Below are 13,493 nucleotides of genomic sequence, written 5' to 3'. Positions count from 1 at the left end.
ACTGCCTGCCGTGATCCGATCGCCAATGGAAAGGGTCATTCGTCATGACATACACCCGTACCGGATTCGTGCGAACCGCTGTTGCACTCGGCGGTCTGCTCGCGGCGGGGGCGCTACTGGTTCCTGGAACCGCTTCGGCGCAACCGGGCATCGGCGGCGGACTGATCGAGACGACATGCAGCTTCGCGCAGGTGGATGCGGCCATTCACGCCGAGGCGCCCAAGCTCGCCGAACGCCTGGACAGCCACCCCGATCGCAAGGCGAAGCTGCAGGAATTCCTCGGGCTGCCGGTCGAGCAGCGCAAGCAGCGCGCCCAGCAGTGGATCGACAACCACCCGAATGCGCGGACCAAGATCGAAGAGAAGCGCAATTCGCCCGAGGGCCAGCAGAAGATCGAGAAGCTGCGCCAGATCGCGAACACCTGCCACAACTACTGAGTCGAACGCGGGCGGCGCTATCCGGTGTCGCCCGTTCGGTTCTCGATGGTGACCGTGACGGTGAGACCGCCCTCGTGCCGCGCGGTCGCCCGGACCTCGCCACCGTGTGCGTGCGCGACCGATCGCACGATCGACAGACCCAGCCCCGCACCCCGGCTGTTCGGTGCGTGCGCCGATTCGGCGACCCGTTCGCCGGATGCCAGTCTGCGGAACGGTTCGAAGAGTCCGTCGACCTCGAAGGCAGGCACGACTGGGCCGGTATTCTCGACAACGAGCTGGGCATTGCCCCCGGTGCTCACCGATCTGATCGAGACCCAGCCTTTTTCGCTGACGTTGTAGCGAATCGCGTTGTCCACCAGGTTCTGCGCCAGACGTTCCAGCAATACCGGATCACCGGAGACCGGCGCCGCCTCGATGTCGGTGCGGATCTCGATACCGGCCCGGTCGGCGGCATCACCCGCGACAATGACCACCCGACGGACCACTTCGGCCAGATCGACCCGACTGCGCTCGATGAGCCGCTGCTCACTGCTCGCGAGCACCAGCAATCCGTCGATCAACCGCTCGTGCCGACTATTGACCTCCAAAAGCGTTGCCCCGAGCCGACGCGTGGATTCGGGTGCGCCGGGATCGTCCAGCGCCACTTCGATCAACGTGCGATTGATGGTCAACGGTGTGCGCAGTTCATGTGAGGCATTGGCGACGAAGCGCCGCTGACCGTCGAAGGCGCGATCCAACCGTTCCAGCATGGCGTCGAAGGTGTCTGCCAGATCTTTGATTTCGTCATCGGGTCCGGTCAGCGCGATCCGTTCGTGCAGGCTGCGATCTGCCACCCGGCGCGCGGTCGCGGTGATCTGCTGCAGCGGACGCAAGGCCCGCCCGGCCAGCAGCCAACCCAGTCCGCCCGCGACGATCCCGATCGCACCCAGGCAGACCAGCGACCAGACGAGCATCGCCTCCAAGGTGTCGCGGCGCTCCTTGGCGGCTTGCGCGGTGAGCGCCGTGTACAACTCCTCGGTGACGATCGGGCGGTTCCGCTTGGCCAGGTATTCGCGCACGAGGATCTGGGCACCCATCCCGTGTCGCCGATCCAGCGAACGATCGAGGTAGAAATACATCAGCGCAACCAGGATCGCCCCGGCGATGAAGAACGCGCCCGCGTACAGCAGGGTGAGCCGGAGCCGAATGGTGCGGCCCCTCACCGGATGCGGTACCCCACGCCCGCCTCGGTCTCGATGACCGGCGGATCGCCCAATTTCCGACGCACCATCATGATCGTGTAGCGCACCACCCCCGTGAACGGATCGATGTTCTCGTCCCATGCCTTCTCCAATAGCTGCTCCGCCGACACCACTCCGCCGTCGGCACGCAATAATTCGGCCAGTACCGCGAACTCCTTGCGCGACAAGGAAACCGGCTCGCCGTCGCGGGTGACCGTCAGCCGATGCGGGTCGAGCCGAATCCCGGCCCGCTCCAGCACCAACGGGGTCGCGGGCCGTGCGCGCCGCCCCAGCGCCTGAATGCGGGCCACCAATTCGGCGAATGCGAACGGTTTGGTCAGGTAGTCGTCGGCGCCGAGACCGAGGCCCGCGACTCGCTCGGCCACCGCCGCGGCGGCCGTCAGCATCAGAATCCTGGCGTCGCTGCCAGCCTCGGTGAGCGAGGTGCAGACGAGATCCCCGGATACCGTCGGCAGATCGCGATCCAACACGATCACGTCATAGTCGTTCACGCCGACCCGCTCCAGCGCATCCGCGCCGTCGTACACCACATCGACCGCCATCGCATGCCGCCGCAGCCCATCGGCTATCGCGTCGGCCAGCAACTGCTCGTCCTCGACCACCAGTACCCGCACCCGACCATCGTGCCTGTTGTCGCTGTTAGGGCGCTGTTAGTGCGACAGACTCCGGGGCGAGCCGCCGATTTCGGCACATGTGGCGAGGAGTGATTTACGACGAACGACTCGGTGTGTGCTCTGTATTGACATCCGCCCTTCGCGCGGTTACGGCTGCCCTGCTGCTTCTTCGACAGATCCTGCTGGGCCTTACGGAGCTTGCGTTCGGCTCGGCGCAGAAACTTCGGGGATTCGATCACCTTCCCGTCCGATAACACCGCGAAGGTGGTGAGTCCCAAGTCGATACCGACCTCGGTGTCCAGCTCGGGCAGTGACTCGTCGGCGACCAACACCACGAAGGACGCGAAATACCGGCCTGCCGCATCCTTGGTGACGGTGACCGATGATGGTTCCGACGGCAGGCCCCTCGACCAGCGAAGCTCGATGTCACCGATCTTTGGCAGTCGCAGCTTGCCATTGTCGAGGACCTGGAACCGGGCGTTGCGGGTGAACCGGATCGACTGCCGGTTATCTTTCCGGGACCGGTACCGGGGCGGCGCTATCCTCGCTCCCTTCCGTTTGCCCGTGATCGAGGCGAAGAAGTTGCGGTAGGCGGTGTTCAGGTCGGCCAGCGCCTGCTGCAATACCACCGATGACACCTCACCGAGCCACCCTCGCTGCGGTGTCTTCTTCGCCTCGGTGAGCCGCTTCGACAGGTCCGCGTCCGAGAGCGTCAATCCCTCCGCGTATGCATGCCGCCGTGATGAAAGAGCATCGTTGAAGACGACACGAGCGCACCCGAATGCCTTCGCCAACTTCGTCTGCTGACCCGATGTCGGGTAGAGGCGGTAGCTGTATCGAAGCTGCACACTTTCACGATAACATCATGGCGGCGCACCGATTACGATTCTGCGCCAGTACATCGAGCAGCGCTAGTGTCCGGTCCAGGGAACACTCGGTTCTCGGCGTCCCGGCCACGCTCGCATTCACCTCCGCTGTAAGCGACTGTGCACTAACGAACATCCAGGTAGCTGATAGCAGTGAAAGGAGTTCAGATGACAATGTCGGTTGCCGACCGCATATTCTTTCGCGTCAACCGATTCCACCGGGAACGGGTCGCGATCGCATGGGGCGGACGGCATATTCTGCACGGCCGCAAGCCCAGGCCGGGTGACGTCGTGCTGACCAGCAACGACTATCTCGCGCTTGCGCACGAGCCGCATATCGTCGGCGCGATGTGCGCGGCATTGCAGTACGCGAGCGGGGGAGCACCCCCGTCGGGCGTCTTCGTACACGGTCCCGACCATCCGCAGATCGCGCTGGAAACGACGCTTGCCGAACATATGCGGACCGCCGCCGGAATTCTGTGTCAGTCGGGCTGGGATGCGAATGCCGGATTGATGCAGTCGATCGCCGACTCGCATACGCCGGTCTATGTCGATCACATTGCGCATATGTCGCTGTGGCACGGCGCGAAAACCGCTGGTGCGCCGGTATATTCGTTCCGGCACAATTTTCCGGGCCATCTGCGCGACGAGATCCGCAAGCACGGCCCCGGCATCATCGCGGTGGATTCGATCTACAGCGGCAACGGGAGTCGCTGTCCGCTGACCCAGATCTGCGATGTCGCCGACGAAACCGGCAGTGTGCTGGTGGTCGACGAATCGCATTCGCTCGGCACCGACGGGCCCTACGGTGCGGGCATGGTGGTCGCGCTCGGCCTCACCGACCGGGTGCCATTCCGGACCGCCAGCCTCGCAACGGCTTTCGCGGGACGCGCCGGATTCGTCGCCGCGAACAATATCGATTTCGTCGACTACTTCAAGATGGAATCCGATCCCGCGGTCTTCTCCGCGACACTGCTGCCGCACGATATCGCCGGACTGGCCGCGACGCTCGAAGTGATTCGCATAGACGAGTGGCGGCGGGTCCGGCTGCGCGAGATCTCCGCTGTCGTGCGGCGTGCGCTGATGGCGTTGGAATTCGATCTGGAGGGTTCGGCCAGCCATATCGTCGCGCTGCAGACCGGTTCGGATGAGCGCACCATCGCGATCCGCGACTTCCTGGAGGCCCATGGCATTTTCGGTTCGGTCCTCTGCTGGCCCGCCACCGCGCCCGACCGCGCGCGCATCCGTTTCTCGCTACATGCGGGGCTCACCGATATGCAGGTGGATCGACTCATCCAGGTGTGCGCCGAGGTTCGCAACAACTTCGGCGCGATGGCGCCGGTGCGTTACGAAAGGCCGAGGCCCGCACCGATTCCGGCGCAACTCGTGCCGACTCAGTGAGCTATGAGACGGCCGTCGCACGCGGCAGGATCACCGTGAAGGTCGCGCCGCTGCCCGGCTCGCTGTCCACTCTCACCCGACCGCCGTGCGCCGCCACAAGGGCCTGCACGATCGATAGCCCCAAACCCGTTCCGCCGCTGGCCCGGGTGCGCGAGTCGTCGGTGCGATAGAACCGTTCGAAGACGCGGGCGGCGGCCTCCGGCGTCAGGCCGGGGCCGGTGTCGACGACATCGATGCGCACGTCATCCGTGGACGGGGTGAGCCGCACGGTGACCGCGGCGGTGGCCGGAGTGTGAGCCAGGGCGTTGCCGAGCAGGTTGGCCAGCACCTGTCGCAATCGCGCTTCGTCGCCGGTCACGTCCATGGTGCCGACGCCGGGACGGACCTCCAGGGTGATCGGGCGGCGAGGTTGCTGCCGCGCCGCCATGGCCTGCGCATTGTGCACCGCATCGCCCGCGAGGGTCAGCAGATCCACTTGGCGGCGGTCGAGTGGGCGTTTGGCATCCAGCCGCGCGAGCATGAGCAGGTCCTCGACGAGCAGGCCCATGCGCTCGGCCTCGCCCTCGATGCGGCCGACCACCATGGACGCATCCGTGCTCGCGCCTTGGCGGTAGAGCTCGGCGAAACCGCGAATCGTGGTGAGCGGGGTGCGCAATTCGTGGCTGGCGTCGGCGATGAACTGGCGCATCCGGCGTTCCGAGCGCCGGGCGTCCTCCTCGGAGGCCTCGGTGGCCGCGACGCCGTGCTGGATCTGCGCGAGCATCGCGTTCAACGACCGAGCCAACCGGTCGACCTCGGTATCGACACCGCGCACCGGAACGCGCCGGTGCAGATCGCCGCCCGCGATCGCCGCCGCGGTCTTCTCGACATTGCGCAGCGGCCGCAGGCTGCGCCGCACGACGAAGTACCCGACCACACCGAGCGCGATCAGCGCGGCCGCGCCGGTGCCGAGTTCGAAGTAGATCAAGCGCGATACCGTCTCCTGGTTATCGGTGAGCGGCAGCGCGATGGTCGTCGAGCCGTACTGGTTGCTGGTGGTCAGGGCGCGCCACTGTACCTCGGATCCGTCGGTCGAGCCGACGGTGGTGGGGACCGATGCCGTATTTCCGTCGATATCCGGCGTGGTGCCGATGCTGGCGACCGTGACCGAGGTGCCCGGATAGGTCTGTCCCTCAGGGCCTTTGTGCAACTCGTAGAAGCGGCGGGGTTGATCGGTGAACAGCCGAGGGGTCGGCGCCTGCGGCAGGTCGGCCGGAACCCACACCGTCGCACCGTCATTCGTGACGACCTGCTTCATCTCGCGTGGTTCGGCCCACGAGCGAGCGGCGTCGTAGAGCTGCTCATCGGTGCGTGCGGTCAGTGATCGACTCAAGGCGGAGGTCACCGCGAAACCCGTGGAGAGCAGCACCATGGCGGCGAGGAAGACCAGGGCGACGACAAGTCCCACCCGCAGCGGGATGGCCGACACCCGCCGGGCGAGTGATTCGCGCAGTCTCATATCCGGCTCGGCTGCGGTGCGCGCAGCACGTAGCCGACGCTGCGCAGCGTGTGGATGAGCTTCGGTTCGGTGGTATCGACCTTGCGCCGCAGATACGACACATACGACTCGACCACACCCGCATCGCCGCCGAAGTCGTAGCGCCACACGTGATCCAGGATCTTCGCCTTGCTGAGCACCTTGCCCGAATTCACCATGAAATACCGCAGCAGCGTGAACTCGGTGGGCGACAATGCCACCGGCACACCGGCTTTCCATACTTCGTGACTGTCCTCGTCGAGTTCGATATCGCCCACCGCGATCCGGGAGGACAGGTCCGCGACGGCATCCCGGCCCGACCGCCGCAGGATGGCCCGCAGCCGGGCGATCACCTCTTCCAGGCTGAACGGTTTGGTGACATAGTCGTCCGCGCCGAGGGTCAGTCCGGTGAGTTTGTCGTCGACCTCGTCGCGTGCGGACAGGAACAGCACCGGCGCATCGATCCCGTCCGCGCGCAGCCGCCGTAACAGCCCGAACCCGTCCATGCCCGGCATCATCACGTCCACGATCAGCGCGTCCGGCCGGAACCGGCGCACCTTGTCCAGCCCGTCCGTCCCGCTGATCGCGGTGACCACCTCGAACCCCTGAAATCGCAGACTCACCGCAAGGAGCTCAACGATCATCGGCTCATCGTCGATGACGAGAATGCGTGCTTCCGGCTCTGCTCTGCTCATTCCACCAGCGTGACTGACCGAGCAAGGTCGCAGCTCAGGACAAGCTGGGTGTTGGCTGTGAGCCCTAGACCTATCCGAGGTCCGGATGGAAAATGCGTTCGGCCGCGTTCCGCAGGGTGGTGCTGCTGTCCGGATCCTCGACATGGAGTGCGAAGGCCAACTCGCCGGTATTGGCGAGCAGCCAGCCCTGTCCGCCCGCGGTGGTGACATATCCGCCGCCGCCGATCAGGCTCCGGAGTTGGTCGACAACCGCGGCGGGCAGCGGACCAGATTCGGCGGAAGTCGTTGCCGGGCGGCCGATTTCGATCATGGGAGGGGTGATTCGTCCATTGGCGATGGCGGCGGCGAGGATCGCCATGCTGTACGGGCTGGCCTGGATTTCGCTCGCCCGTCCGCCGCGTCGGGCGTCCGCGGTGCCCGGGGCCGGGATTCGCGAACTCACCTTGTCCAGACCCGTCAGCTCGAAATCGGCGCCGAGACCCAGCGTGCGGGCGGCCTGGGCGATCTCGTCGAGGGATACATTCTGCGGCGGTTTGTGCGCGATGGTGGCCGCGGCCGTCCGCAGTAGTTCGGAAGTGCCGCCGATCGGGGCGAGCCCGGCGAAGGCCACCGGTTCGTTCGTACTGGCCGCATTGTTCTCGGCGGCGGCGACAATGGCTCCGGTCGTGGGACGGATCGCGACGACGGCCGCCGGATTCCCGAGGTAGTTGACCGCATCCTGGGCGGCGCGCTGCCAGTACGGATCCAGGGTCGCGGACACATCCGGCGCAGGTGTGCCCTGCTGTCCGGCGATGTTGGCGATCGGAAGCCCGTCGGGTCCCGATAGCTGCACCGCCCAGCCCGCGGTCCGGTCCCGGTTGTCCTGCCACACCGTGCGCAGCGCGTCGAGCATGGGGGATTGGATGCGCCGGTCGGCGGAGATCAGCCGTGGCTGCGGCTGTGCCACCACCCCGGGAATCGGCGTGATGTCCGGTTCGAGAACCGCGAAGTCGTCCTGCCGCAGATTCACCGCGACGACCGGTTGGCCTTTGGCGGCGGCGAGTTGCGCGCGTAAGGACTCGCCGGTGATCAATGGGGCGACCGGTGCGATGGCCTTCGCCAGCGCGTCGGTGGTGGCGACCGGATCGGTGATGCGGGCGGGATCGAGCCGGACCACAGCGATGATCTGCTCGGTCATCAACGGTTGTCCGAGACTGTCCTTCACCACGGGCGGCGGCGTCGGGTAGGCCTTTACCAGATTGACCTTGCGGGTGTTGTCCAGTTGCGGCAAGGCGATAGTGGGGTCCCAGGAGATTCGCCAGCCGGTCGCCAACTTTCGGATCGTGCCCTGCGCGTCGTATGTCCAGTTTCGATCGTGTCCGAATGCCCACGCGCCCTGCAGGGCGAAGATTCCCTCCTTGGAGTCCAATGCGATGAATTGCGAAACACGGAAGTCGGGGGCACCAGGGCCCAATCCCTCGAAAACCTGTCGCAGCGATGTGGCGGCATTGCTCGGTTGGGTGGTCAATTTCGCGGCGCTATCCGCATCCCGCTTGTTCAGCAGCTCGGTGAACTTTTCGACCGCCACCCTCGCGTCATCCGAATATTCCCCGAACGAACAGGCGCACCCGCTGAGTGCCGCCGCGAGAATCACCGCGCCGAGTGCCGCCGACCAGCGTGTGCGGCTCCTGTGCGGTCCGACGCCCGGGGAATTGCTCATCGGGATCCTCGATTCTCGAGTCCAACCGCGATTGATGGTCGTCAGCATCCGATTGCGCAGCGCAATGGACTTCGAGGCTAGCCCGCGCATTCGGCGGCTATCCATTCGATAAATCGGATAGCTGCCGAATTGCGATGGACTCGAGATATGGCCTTATGTTGGCTCCCCGCAACAAAGTTCGAGCCGACCGGGGGACCCCGGCCGATGGCCGAGGTCCCCGTCGGTTCACGACTGCGGCGGTGGGCTGAAGATGCCGAAGTCGTTTCCGGAGGTGTCGAGGATGTGTGCGAAGACGAGACCGTCCTTGCCGGTGATCGGTGGGACCGACACCTTTCCGCCCAGCTTTTCGGCGGCGGCGACCGTGGCCGCCACATCCTGGACGAGGACGAAGAAGGTCGCGTGATTGGCCGAGGCGTCGGGGGTGCGCGAGATGCCGCCGCTGGGTGCCTCACTCGCGGGGTAGCTGACCAAGTCATAGGTGTCGGCATTCGGGTCTGCGGCGAAGCTCCAGCCGAACAGGTCGCCGTAGAACTTCTCGACCTCCTGCGGCTTATCGCTGCCGACCTGGAACCAGGCAACCGTGTTGAAAGGGGGAGTGCTCACCGTGTCGTCTCCTCGCGATCGGGTATCGGTGTCTTGCCCGATCACGATCACCCGGCGCGGCGACAACCCCCTGTCGGTGTTTCCCGCCGATTTGGTCTCACAGCGCGACGGTTCGGAGTTCGAGGTCCTTCGGAATATCCGAAGGGGCGAGCGGGCGCGGCGAGGTCGGCATATCTGTCATGGTCACCGCGCGGATGCGGTCCAGCCGGAAACAGCGCGACTCCGCACGCAACCGGCACCACGCGATGAGATACCAGCCGTGCGCTCCGTTGAGAAAGGCCGTCGGCTCGACCTCGCGTTCGCTGGCCGCGCCGAAGCGATCCGAATAGCCGATTCGCAGCACCCGTCCCGCTTCGATCGACTGCGCGATGACCGACGGAATGGCCTGGACGGGCGGCGCATCCACCGGATCCAGCAACCGAACCCGCGCGGCGAGGTCGCGCGCCGCGGCCGCATTGCGCTCCGACATCACTCCGAGAATTTTGCGCAACGCGCTGCGCCCCGCCTGATCGAAGGGCGTCGCCTCGCTGCGCGCCAAAGCCACGGCGAGTGCGACCGCTTCCGCCGCCGTGAAGTTGAGCGGCGGCAGCGACATGCTCTTCTCCAACGCGTAGCCGCCGCGCCTGCCGACATCCGCGTAGATCGGAATACTCGCCTGCTGCAGTGCGGCGATATCACGTTCGATCGTTCGAACGCTCACCTCATAACGCTGGGCCAGCTCCCGCGCGGTCCGCATCCGCGGCGCCACCGCCCGCAATTCCTCGACGATCGCATACAACCGATCCGTACGGTTCACGCCGCCACGCTAGCGCCGGCCACCGACATCGAATGCCTGCCCGAATTGTCTTGGCGGATTCAGTTGAAGGTGTCGCATAGCCAGCGCCTCGCGCGCTCGCCCGCGCGCGGGTGTCACCGGGTATGCGACGGCTCGGGTCAGCGACGCGAGACCAGCATCGGTTCGTGTAGGTCGAAGTATTCGACTTCGCCCATGAGTTCGCCTTCCTCCTCGAACAGGGTGCGCAGATCGTCTGGAATCTCCAGCTTTTCGTGGGCGCGGGCCTCGGCCTCGGAGGTGAAGTAGACGGCCTCGACGTACCCGTCGCTGCCGTATGTCGCCAAGGTACCGCCGAGAATTTCGGGGCGCAGTTCGTGGATGCGCTCGGTGCCTTCGGCGAGCAGTTCGCGCATGCGGCGCGGATCGCGGGTATGTCCCTCCATGACCTGGACGAACCCGGCCTGATCGGAGCCACCGCCCAGCCACTGCGTCACCTCGGGGCAATCCATGAACTGCACCGGTCCGTCGAAGCACTGCTCGGTCTCGGCCCACCACGCGCCTTGCTCCGGACGATTGCTATTGCGCCGCGCCGCTTCCTCGGATTCGAACCTCGCCAATGCGATGAACGTTCCGTCATTGCACAACCCGCTGGTCGTCCCGAGATAGCCGACGGCTCCCGGCTGCAATTCCTCGGTCCACCGATCCATACACCGACGTAGCCGATCGGCGTCGGAAACCTTTCCTTGAATAACTTGGATGAACATCGAGTCCTCCTAGTGCGGAGGGATCACTCCGCTCTATAGCGAGGCTCACGCGTCGCGGTCCACCGAGGGTGCTCGGACCGCACGGCCCGCGAACACGGCCACCGCACAGCTAATCGTTCGCCGCCGGGTGGGCGAGCGCAAGAGTGGCGATTCGCCGTATCCAATAGCCAGATCCTGGCGTGTCTTCCGATCACCGGGCGCCGAGCGGAATCAGGCCGCCCCACCTGTTCCACTGATTGAATCAATGATTGAAATACCGATGGGGACGTGGTTTGCTACCTCCATGACAGAGAAGCTTTCGTCGGACACGCGGGGTCGTCTGCTCGCCGCGGCCGAGCGGTTGCTGCTGACCGAGCGCTATGACGAGGTTTCCGTGCGGGCGATCTGTGCTGCGGCCGGAGCCAACCCCGCTGCGGTGCACTATCACTTCGGGTCCAAGGAGGCGCTGGTCACGGCGCTGCTCGAGGACCGGCTCGGGCCGCTGTGGGCCGACCGGCTGTCGATGGTGACGGATGCGCGCGGTTCGGTGGCCGAGGTGGTGGACGTGGTGCTGGAACCGTTCGTCGCATTGGCCGACGATCCGGTGGGCCGGTTGCATCTACGGCTGCTGGCGCGGTTCGTCCTCGGCGGGCACCCGGTGCTGTGGAATCAACGGTGGTTCCGCATGGCGTCCTGGGTGGCATTGCTGCCCGAGTTGACCGAGGCCGAAAGCCGTCTGCGCTGGGCCCTGGCCTTCGATCTGATCATCATGCGATTCGGGGGAGCCGGATCGCAGGAGCGGGAGATGTCGCAGGCGGCGATCGCCGCATTGCGGGAGTTCGTGGTGGCCGGTCTGACCGCCCCGTCGAAAGAAAAGAAATGACAGACGTATTCACACCGGCCCGGCTCGGGCCGATCACCCTGCGCAATCGCGTGATCAAGGCGGCGACATTCGAGGGACGCACCCCGGATGCGCTGGTGACCGACGAACTGATCGCCTTCCACCGCGAAGTGGCGGCCGGCGGCGTCGGCATGACGACCGTCGCTTATTGCGCGGTGGCGCCGGGCGGTCGTACCGACCGGCATCAGATCTGGATGCGCCAGGAGGCGGTCCCGGGTTTGCGGCGGCTGACCGCTGCGGTACACGCCGAGGGCGCGGCGGCCAACGCGCAGATCGGGCATGCGGGTCCGGTAGCCAACGCGGCGTCCAACGGTTACCCCGCCCTCGCGCCGAGCCGTATGTTCAGCCCGCTGGGCATGAAAATGATGAAGGTGCCCAAAGAGCATGAGATTCGCGAACTGGTCGCGGCTCATGCCACCGCAGCGCGGCTGGCCGAGGAATCGGGGTTCGATGCGGTCGAGATCCACTTCGGGCACAACTATTTGACGAGTTCGTTCCTCAGCCCACTGCTGAACCGGCGCACCGATCGCTACGGTGGTTCGGCCGAGAACCGGGCGCGGCTGGCGCGCGAAATTGCCCTTGCCGTCAAGGAAGCCGTGGGTGACCGGCTGGCGGTGACCGCGAAACTGAATATGGAGGACGGCGTCCGGGGCGGGCTGACGGTCGCGGAGTCGCTACGGGTGGCGGCCTGGCTGGAAGCCGACGGCGCACTGGACGCTCTCGAATTGACCGCGGGCAGTTCGCTATTGAATCCGATGCTGCTGTTCCACGGTGCCGCGCCGCGCAAGTCGTTCGCGAAAGTGCTTCCGGCACCGGCACGTTGGGGCTTTCGCATGGTCGGCCGTTCGTTCCTGAAGGAGTACCCGTATCAGGAGGCATACCTCTTGGAGCGGGCCCGCCACTTCCGGCGGGAGTTGTCGATGCCACTGATCCTGTTGGGTGGCATTACGAATCTGGACACCATGCGGCTCGCCAGGACCGAGGGCTTCGAATTCGTCGCCATGGGCCGTGCGCTGCTGCGTGAACCGAATCTATTGCACCGTATCGAATCCGAGGCCGCCACCCGGTCCGCGTGCATCCACTGCAACGAATGCATGCCGACCATTTACACCGGAACCAAGTGCCTGTACCGACTCGACGGCCCGGTGATCATCGAAACAGTGCCGGTTCTCGGTACCGAGCCGGAGGTGCGGCCATGAGCGTTGTCAGTGGTGATGAGCGCGGCGCACATTCACCATCGCGGAAGCGAATTATGGCGGGACGGTTGGCCGGACGGGTCGCCTTGATCAGTGGCGGGTCCTCGGGGATGGGCGCCTCCCACGCGCGGGCATTCGTCGACGAAGGCGCATCGGTCGTGATCGGCGATATCGCGGACGAGGCCGGTGCGCGGCTGGCCGACGAACTGGGCGAGCAGGCCGCCTACGTCCACCTCGACGTCACCCGGTCCGGCGACTGGGAGGCCGCCGTAGCCGAGACCGTACGTCGGTTCGGCAAGCTGGACGTGCTGGTGAACAATGCCGGTGTCCTGGATGGCGGACCGCTGGGTACCTACACCGAGAAGCAGTGGCAGCAGGTGCTGGCGATCAATCTCACCGGTCCGTTCCTCGGACTGACGGCGACGCGTGACGCGCTGGTCGCGGCCCGTCCGTCGGCGGTGGTGAACATCTCCTCGGCCGCCGGAATGCAGGGCGTGGCCGGTATGCACGCCTACACCGCATCGAAGTTCGGTCTGCGCGGGCTCACGAAATCGGCTGCGCTGGAACTGGCTCCGCATGGCGTGCGTGTCAACTCGGTCCACCCGGGCGGCATTCTCACCCCGATGATCGGCGCGATGGCGGGTGCGGTGGACGTCGATCGGAACGAGAACACCCTGGCCCGCCTTGGCCTGCCCGAGGAGGTGACGAGTTTGGTTGTCTTCTTGGCCAGCACCGAGTCGAGCTTCTGCAATGGTGCGGAGTACGTCATCGACGGCGGCATGACCGCGGGATCCACCTTCGGCTGA

14 protein-coding genes are annotated in these 13,493 nt (G+C 65.7%); 5 read left to right on the top strand and 9 right to left on the bottom strand.

The window, feature by feature from the left end; genetic code table 11:
* The first annotated feature begins 44 nt into the window (after nucleotides 1–44).
* Entirely contained in the window at nucleotides 45–437 is a 393-nt protein-coding gene (locus NP3_RS04375; RefSeq protein WP_063037978.1) for a hemophore-related protein, read from the top strand.
* Nucleotides 438–454: 17 nt separating this feature from the next.
* On the opposite strand, the gene NP3_RS04370 is transcribed toward NP3_RS04375, so the two are convergent.
* Genes NP3_RS04370 through NP3_RS04360 form a run of 3 tightly spaced genes read right to left on the bottom strand, consistent with a single transcriptional unit; the run spans nucleotide 455 to nucleotide 3,140 of the window.
* Nucleotides 455–1,639, bottom strand: coding sequence for a sensor histidine kinase (locus NP3_RS04370; protein ID WP_063037976.1), 1,185 nt, complete (start codon nucleotides 1,637–1,639; stop codon nucleotides 455–457).
* Nucleotides 1,636–2,292: a response regulator transcription factor gene (locus NP3_RS04365; RefSeq protein ID WP_063037974.1), complete on the bottom strand. Its 657-nt coding sequence runs from the start codon at nucleotides 2,290–2,292 to the stop codon at nucleotides 1,636–1,638. The genes NP3_RS04370 and NP3_RS04365 overlap by 4 nt, the downstream gene beginning before the upstream one ends.
* Nucleotides 2,244–3,140 carry an RNA-guided endonuclease InsQ/TnpB family protein gene (locus tag NP3_RS04360; protein ID WP_218024803.1) on the bottom strand — a complete coding sequence of 299 codons (897 nt, stop codon included), beginning with the start codon at nucleotides 3,138–3,140 and terminating at the stop codon, nucleotides 2,244–2,246. The genes NP3_RS04365 and NP3_RS04360 overlap by 49 nt, the downstream gene beginning before the upstream one ends.
* 186 nt (nucleotides 3,141–3,326) lie before the next feature.
* Here NP3_RS04360 and cqsA point away from each other — a divergent pair, with 186 nt between their 5' ends.
* Nucleotides 3,327–4,559, top strand: a complete 1,233-nt coding sequence (gene cqsA, locus NP3_RS04355; RefSeq protein WP_084508123.1) for an alpha-hydroxyketone-type quorum-sensing autoinducer synthase — start codon at nucleotides 3,327–3,329, stop codon at nucleotides 4,557–4,559.
* A 1-nt stretch (nucleotide 4,560) separates the two neighbouring features.
* Here the strand turns inward: cqsA and NP3_RS04350 are convergent, their stop codons facing one another.
* The 6 genes from NP3_RS04350 to NP3_RS04325 all read right to left on the bottom strand — a co-directional run bounded on the left by NP3_RS04350 (nucleotide 4,561) and on the right by NP3_RS04325 (nucleotide 10,611).
* Entirely contained in the window at nucleotides 4,561–6,057 is a 1,497-nt protein-coding gene (locus NP3_RS04350) for a sensor histidine kinase (protein ID WP_169814441.1), read from the bottom strand.
* Nucleotides 6,054–6,770, bottom strand: coding sequence for a response regulator transcription factor (locus tag NP3_RS04345; RefSeq protein WP_063037967.1), 717 nt, complete (start codon nucleotides 6,768–6,770; stop codon nucleotides 6,054–6,056). Before NP3_RS04345 ends, NP3_RS04350 begins: the two co-directional genes overlap by 4 nt.
* A gap of 70 nt (nucleotides 6,771–6,840) precedes the next feature.
* Complete coding sequence (locus NP3_RS04340; protein ID WP_084508164.1) at nucleotides 6,841–8,469, bottom strand: NTF2-like N-terminal transpeptidase domain-containing protein; 1,629 nt, start codon at nucleotides 8,467–8,469, stop codon at nucleotides 6,841–6,843.
* Between the two features lie 225 nt (nucleotides 8,470–8,694).
* A complete protein-coding gene (locus NP3_RS04335; RefSeq protein WP_063038227.1) occupies nucleotides 8,695–9,072 on the bottom strand; it encodes a VOC family protein in 378 nt (125 codons plus the stop codon).
* A 97-nt stretch (nucleotides 9,073–9,169) separates the two neighbouring features.
* Nucleotides 9,170–9,868, bottom strand: coding sequence for a helix-turn-helix transcriptional regulator (locus NP3_RS04330; RefSeq protein WP_063037965.1), 699 nt, complete (start codon nucleotides 9,866–9,868; stop codon nucleotides 9,170–9,172).
* Nucleotides 9,869–10,005: 137 nt separating this feature from the next.
* A complete protein-coding gene (locus tag NP3_RS04325; protein WP_063037963.1) occupies nucleotides 10,006–10,611 on the bottom strand; it encodes a hypothetical protein in 606 nt (201 codons plus the stop codon).
* A 283-nt stretch (nucleotides 10,612–10,894) separates the two neighbouring features.
* On the opposite strand from NP3_RS04325, the gene NP3_RS04320 reads away from it, so the two are divergent.
* The 3 genes from NP3_RS04320 to NP3_RS04310 are packed head-to-tail and all read left to right on the top strand — an operon-like array spanning nucleotide 10,895 to nucleotide 13,493.
* Nucleotides 10,895–11,473, top strand: coding sequence for a TetR family transcriptional regulator (locus NP3_RS04320; protein ID WP_063037962.1), 579 nt, complete (start codon nucleotides 10,895–10,897; stop codon nucleotides 11,471–11,473).
* A complete protein-coding gene (locus NP3_RS04315; protein ID WP_063037960.1) occupies nucleotides 11,470–12,690 on the top strand; it encodes an NADH:flavin oxidoreductase in 1,221 nt (406 codons plus the stop codon). Before NP3_RS04320 ends, NP3_RS04315 begins: the two co-directional genes overlap by 4 nt.
* 53 nt (nucleotides 12,691–12,743) lie before the next feature.
* On the top strand, nucleotides 12,744–13,493 hold the full coding sequence (locus NP3_RS04310; RefSeq protein WP_063037959.1) for an SDR family oxidoreductase: 750 nt from the start codon (nucleotides 12,744–12,746) through the stop codon (nucleotides 13,491–13,493).

The organism is Nocardia pseudovaccinii NBRC 100343 (assembly GCF_001613225.1).
GTDB classification, from domain to species: Bacteria; Actinomycetota; Actinomycetes; order Mycobacteriales; family Mycobacteriaceae; genus Nocardia; species Nocardia pseudovaccinii.
Note: the sequence above shows the minus strand (reverse complement) of the source record. Positions and strands in the feature narration are given on the sequence as shown.

Excerpts from the sequence above, each read along its gene's own strand:
- NP3_RS04375 (WP_063037978.1), top strand. The coding sequence starts at position 45 with ATGACATACACCCGTACCGGATTCGTGCGAACCGCTGTTGCACTCGGC.
- cqsA (WP_084508123.1), top strand. The coding sequence starts at position 3,327 with ATGACAATGTCGGTTGCCGACCGCATATTCTTTCGCGTCAACCGATTC.
- NP3_RS04350 (WP_169814441.1), bottom strand. The coding sequence starts at position 6,057 with ATGAGACTGCGCGAATCACTCGCCCGGCGGGTGTCGGCCATCCCGCTG.
- NP3_RS04345 (WP_063037967.1), bottom strand. The coding sequence starts at position 6,770 with ATGAGCAGAGCAGAGCCGGAAGCACGCATTCTCGTCATCGACGATGAG.
- NP3_RS04340 (WP_084508164.1), bottom strand. The coding sequence starts at position 8,469 with ATGAGCAATTCCCCGGGCGTCGGACCGCACAGGAGCCGCACACGCTGG.
- NP3_RS04325 (WP_063037963.1), bottom strand. The coding sequence starts at position 10,611 with ATGTTCATCCAAGTTATTCAAGGAAAGGTTTCCGACGCCGATCGGCTA.
- NP3_RS04320 (WP_063037962.1), top strand. The coding sequence starts at position 10,895 with ATGACAGAGAAGCTTTCGTCGGACACGCGGGGTCGTCTGCTCGCCGCG.
- NP3_RS04315 (WP_063037960.1), top strand. The coding sequence starts at position 11,470 with ATGACAGACGTATTCACACCGGCCCGGCTCGGGCCGATCACCCTGCGC.
- NP3_RS04310 (WP_063037959.1), top strand. The coding sequence starts at position 12,744 with ATGGCGGGACGGTTGGCCGGACGGGTCGCCTTGATCAGTGGCGGGTCC.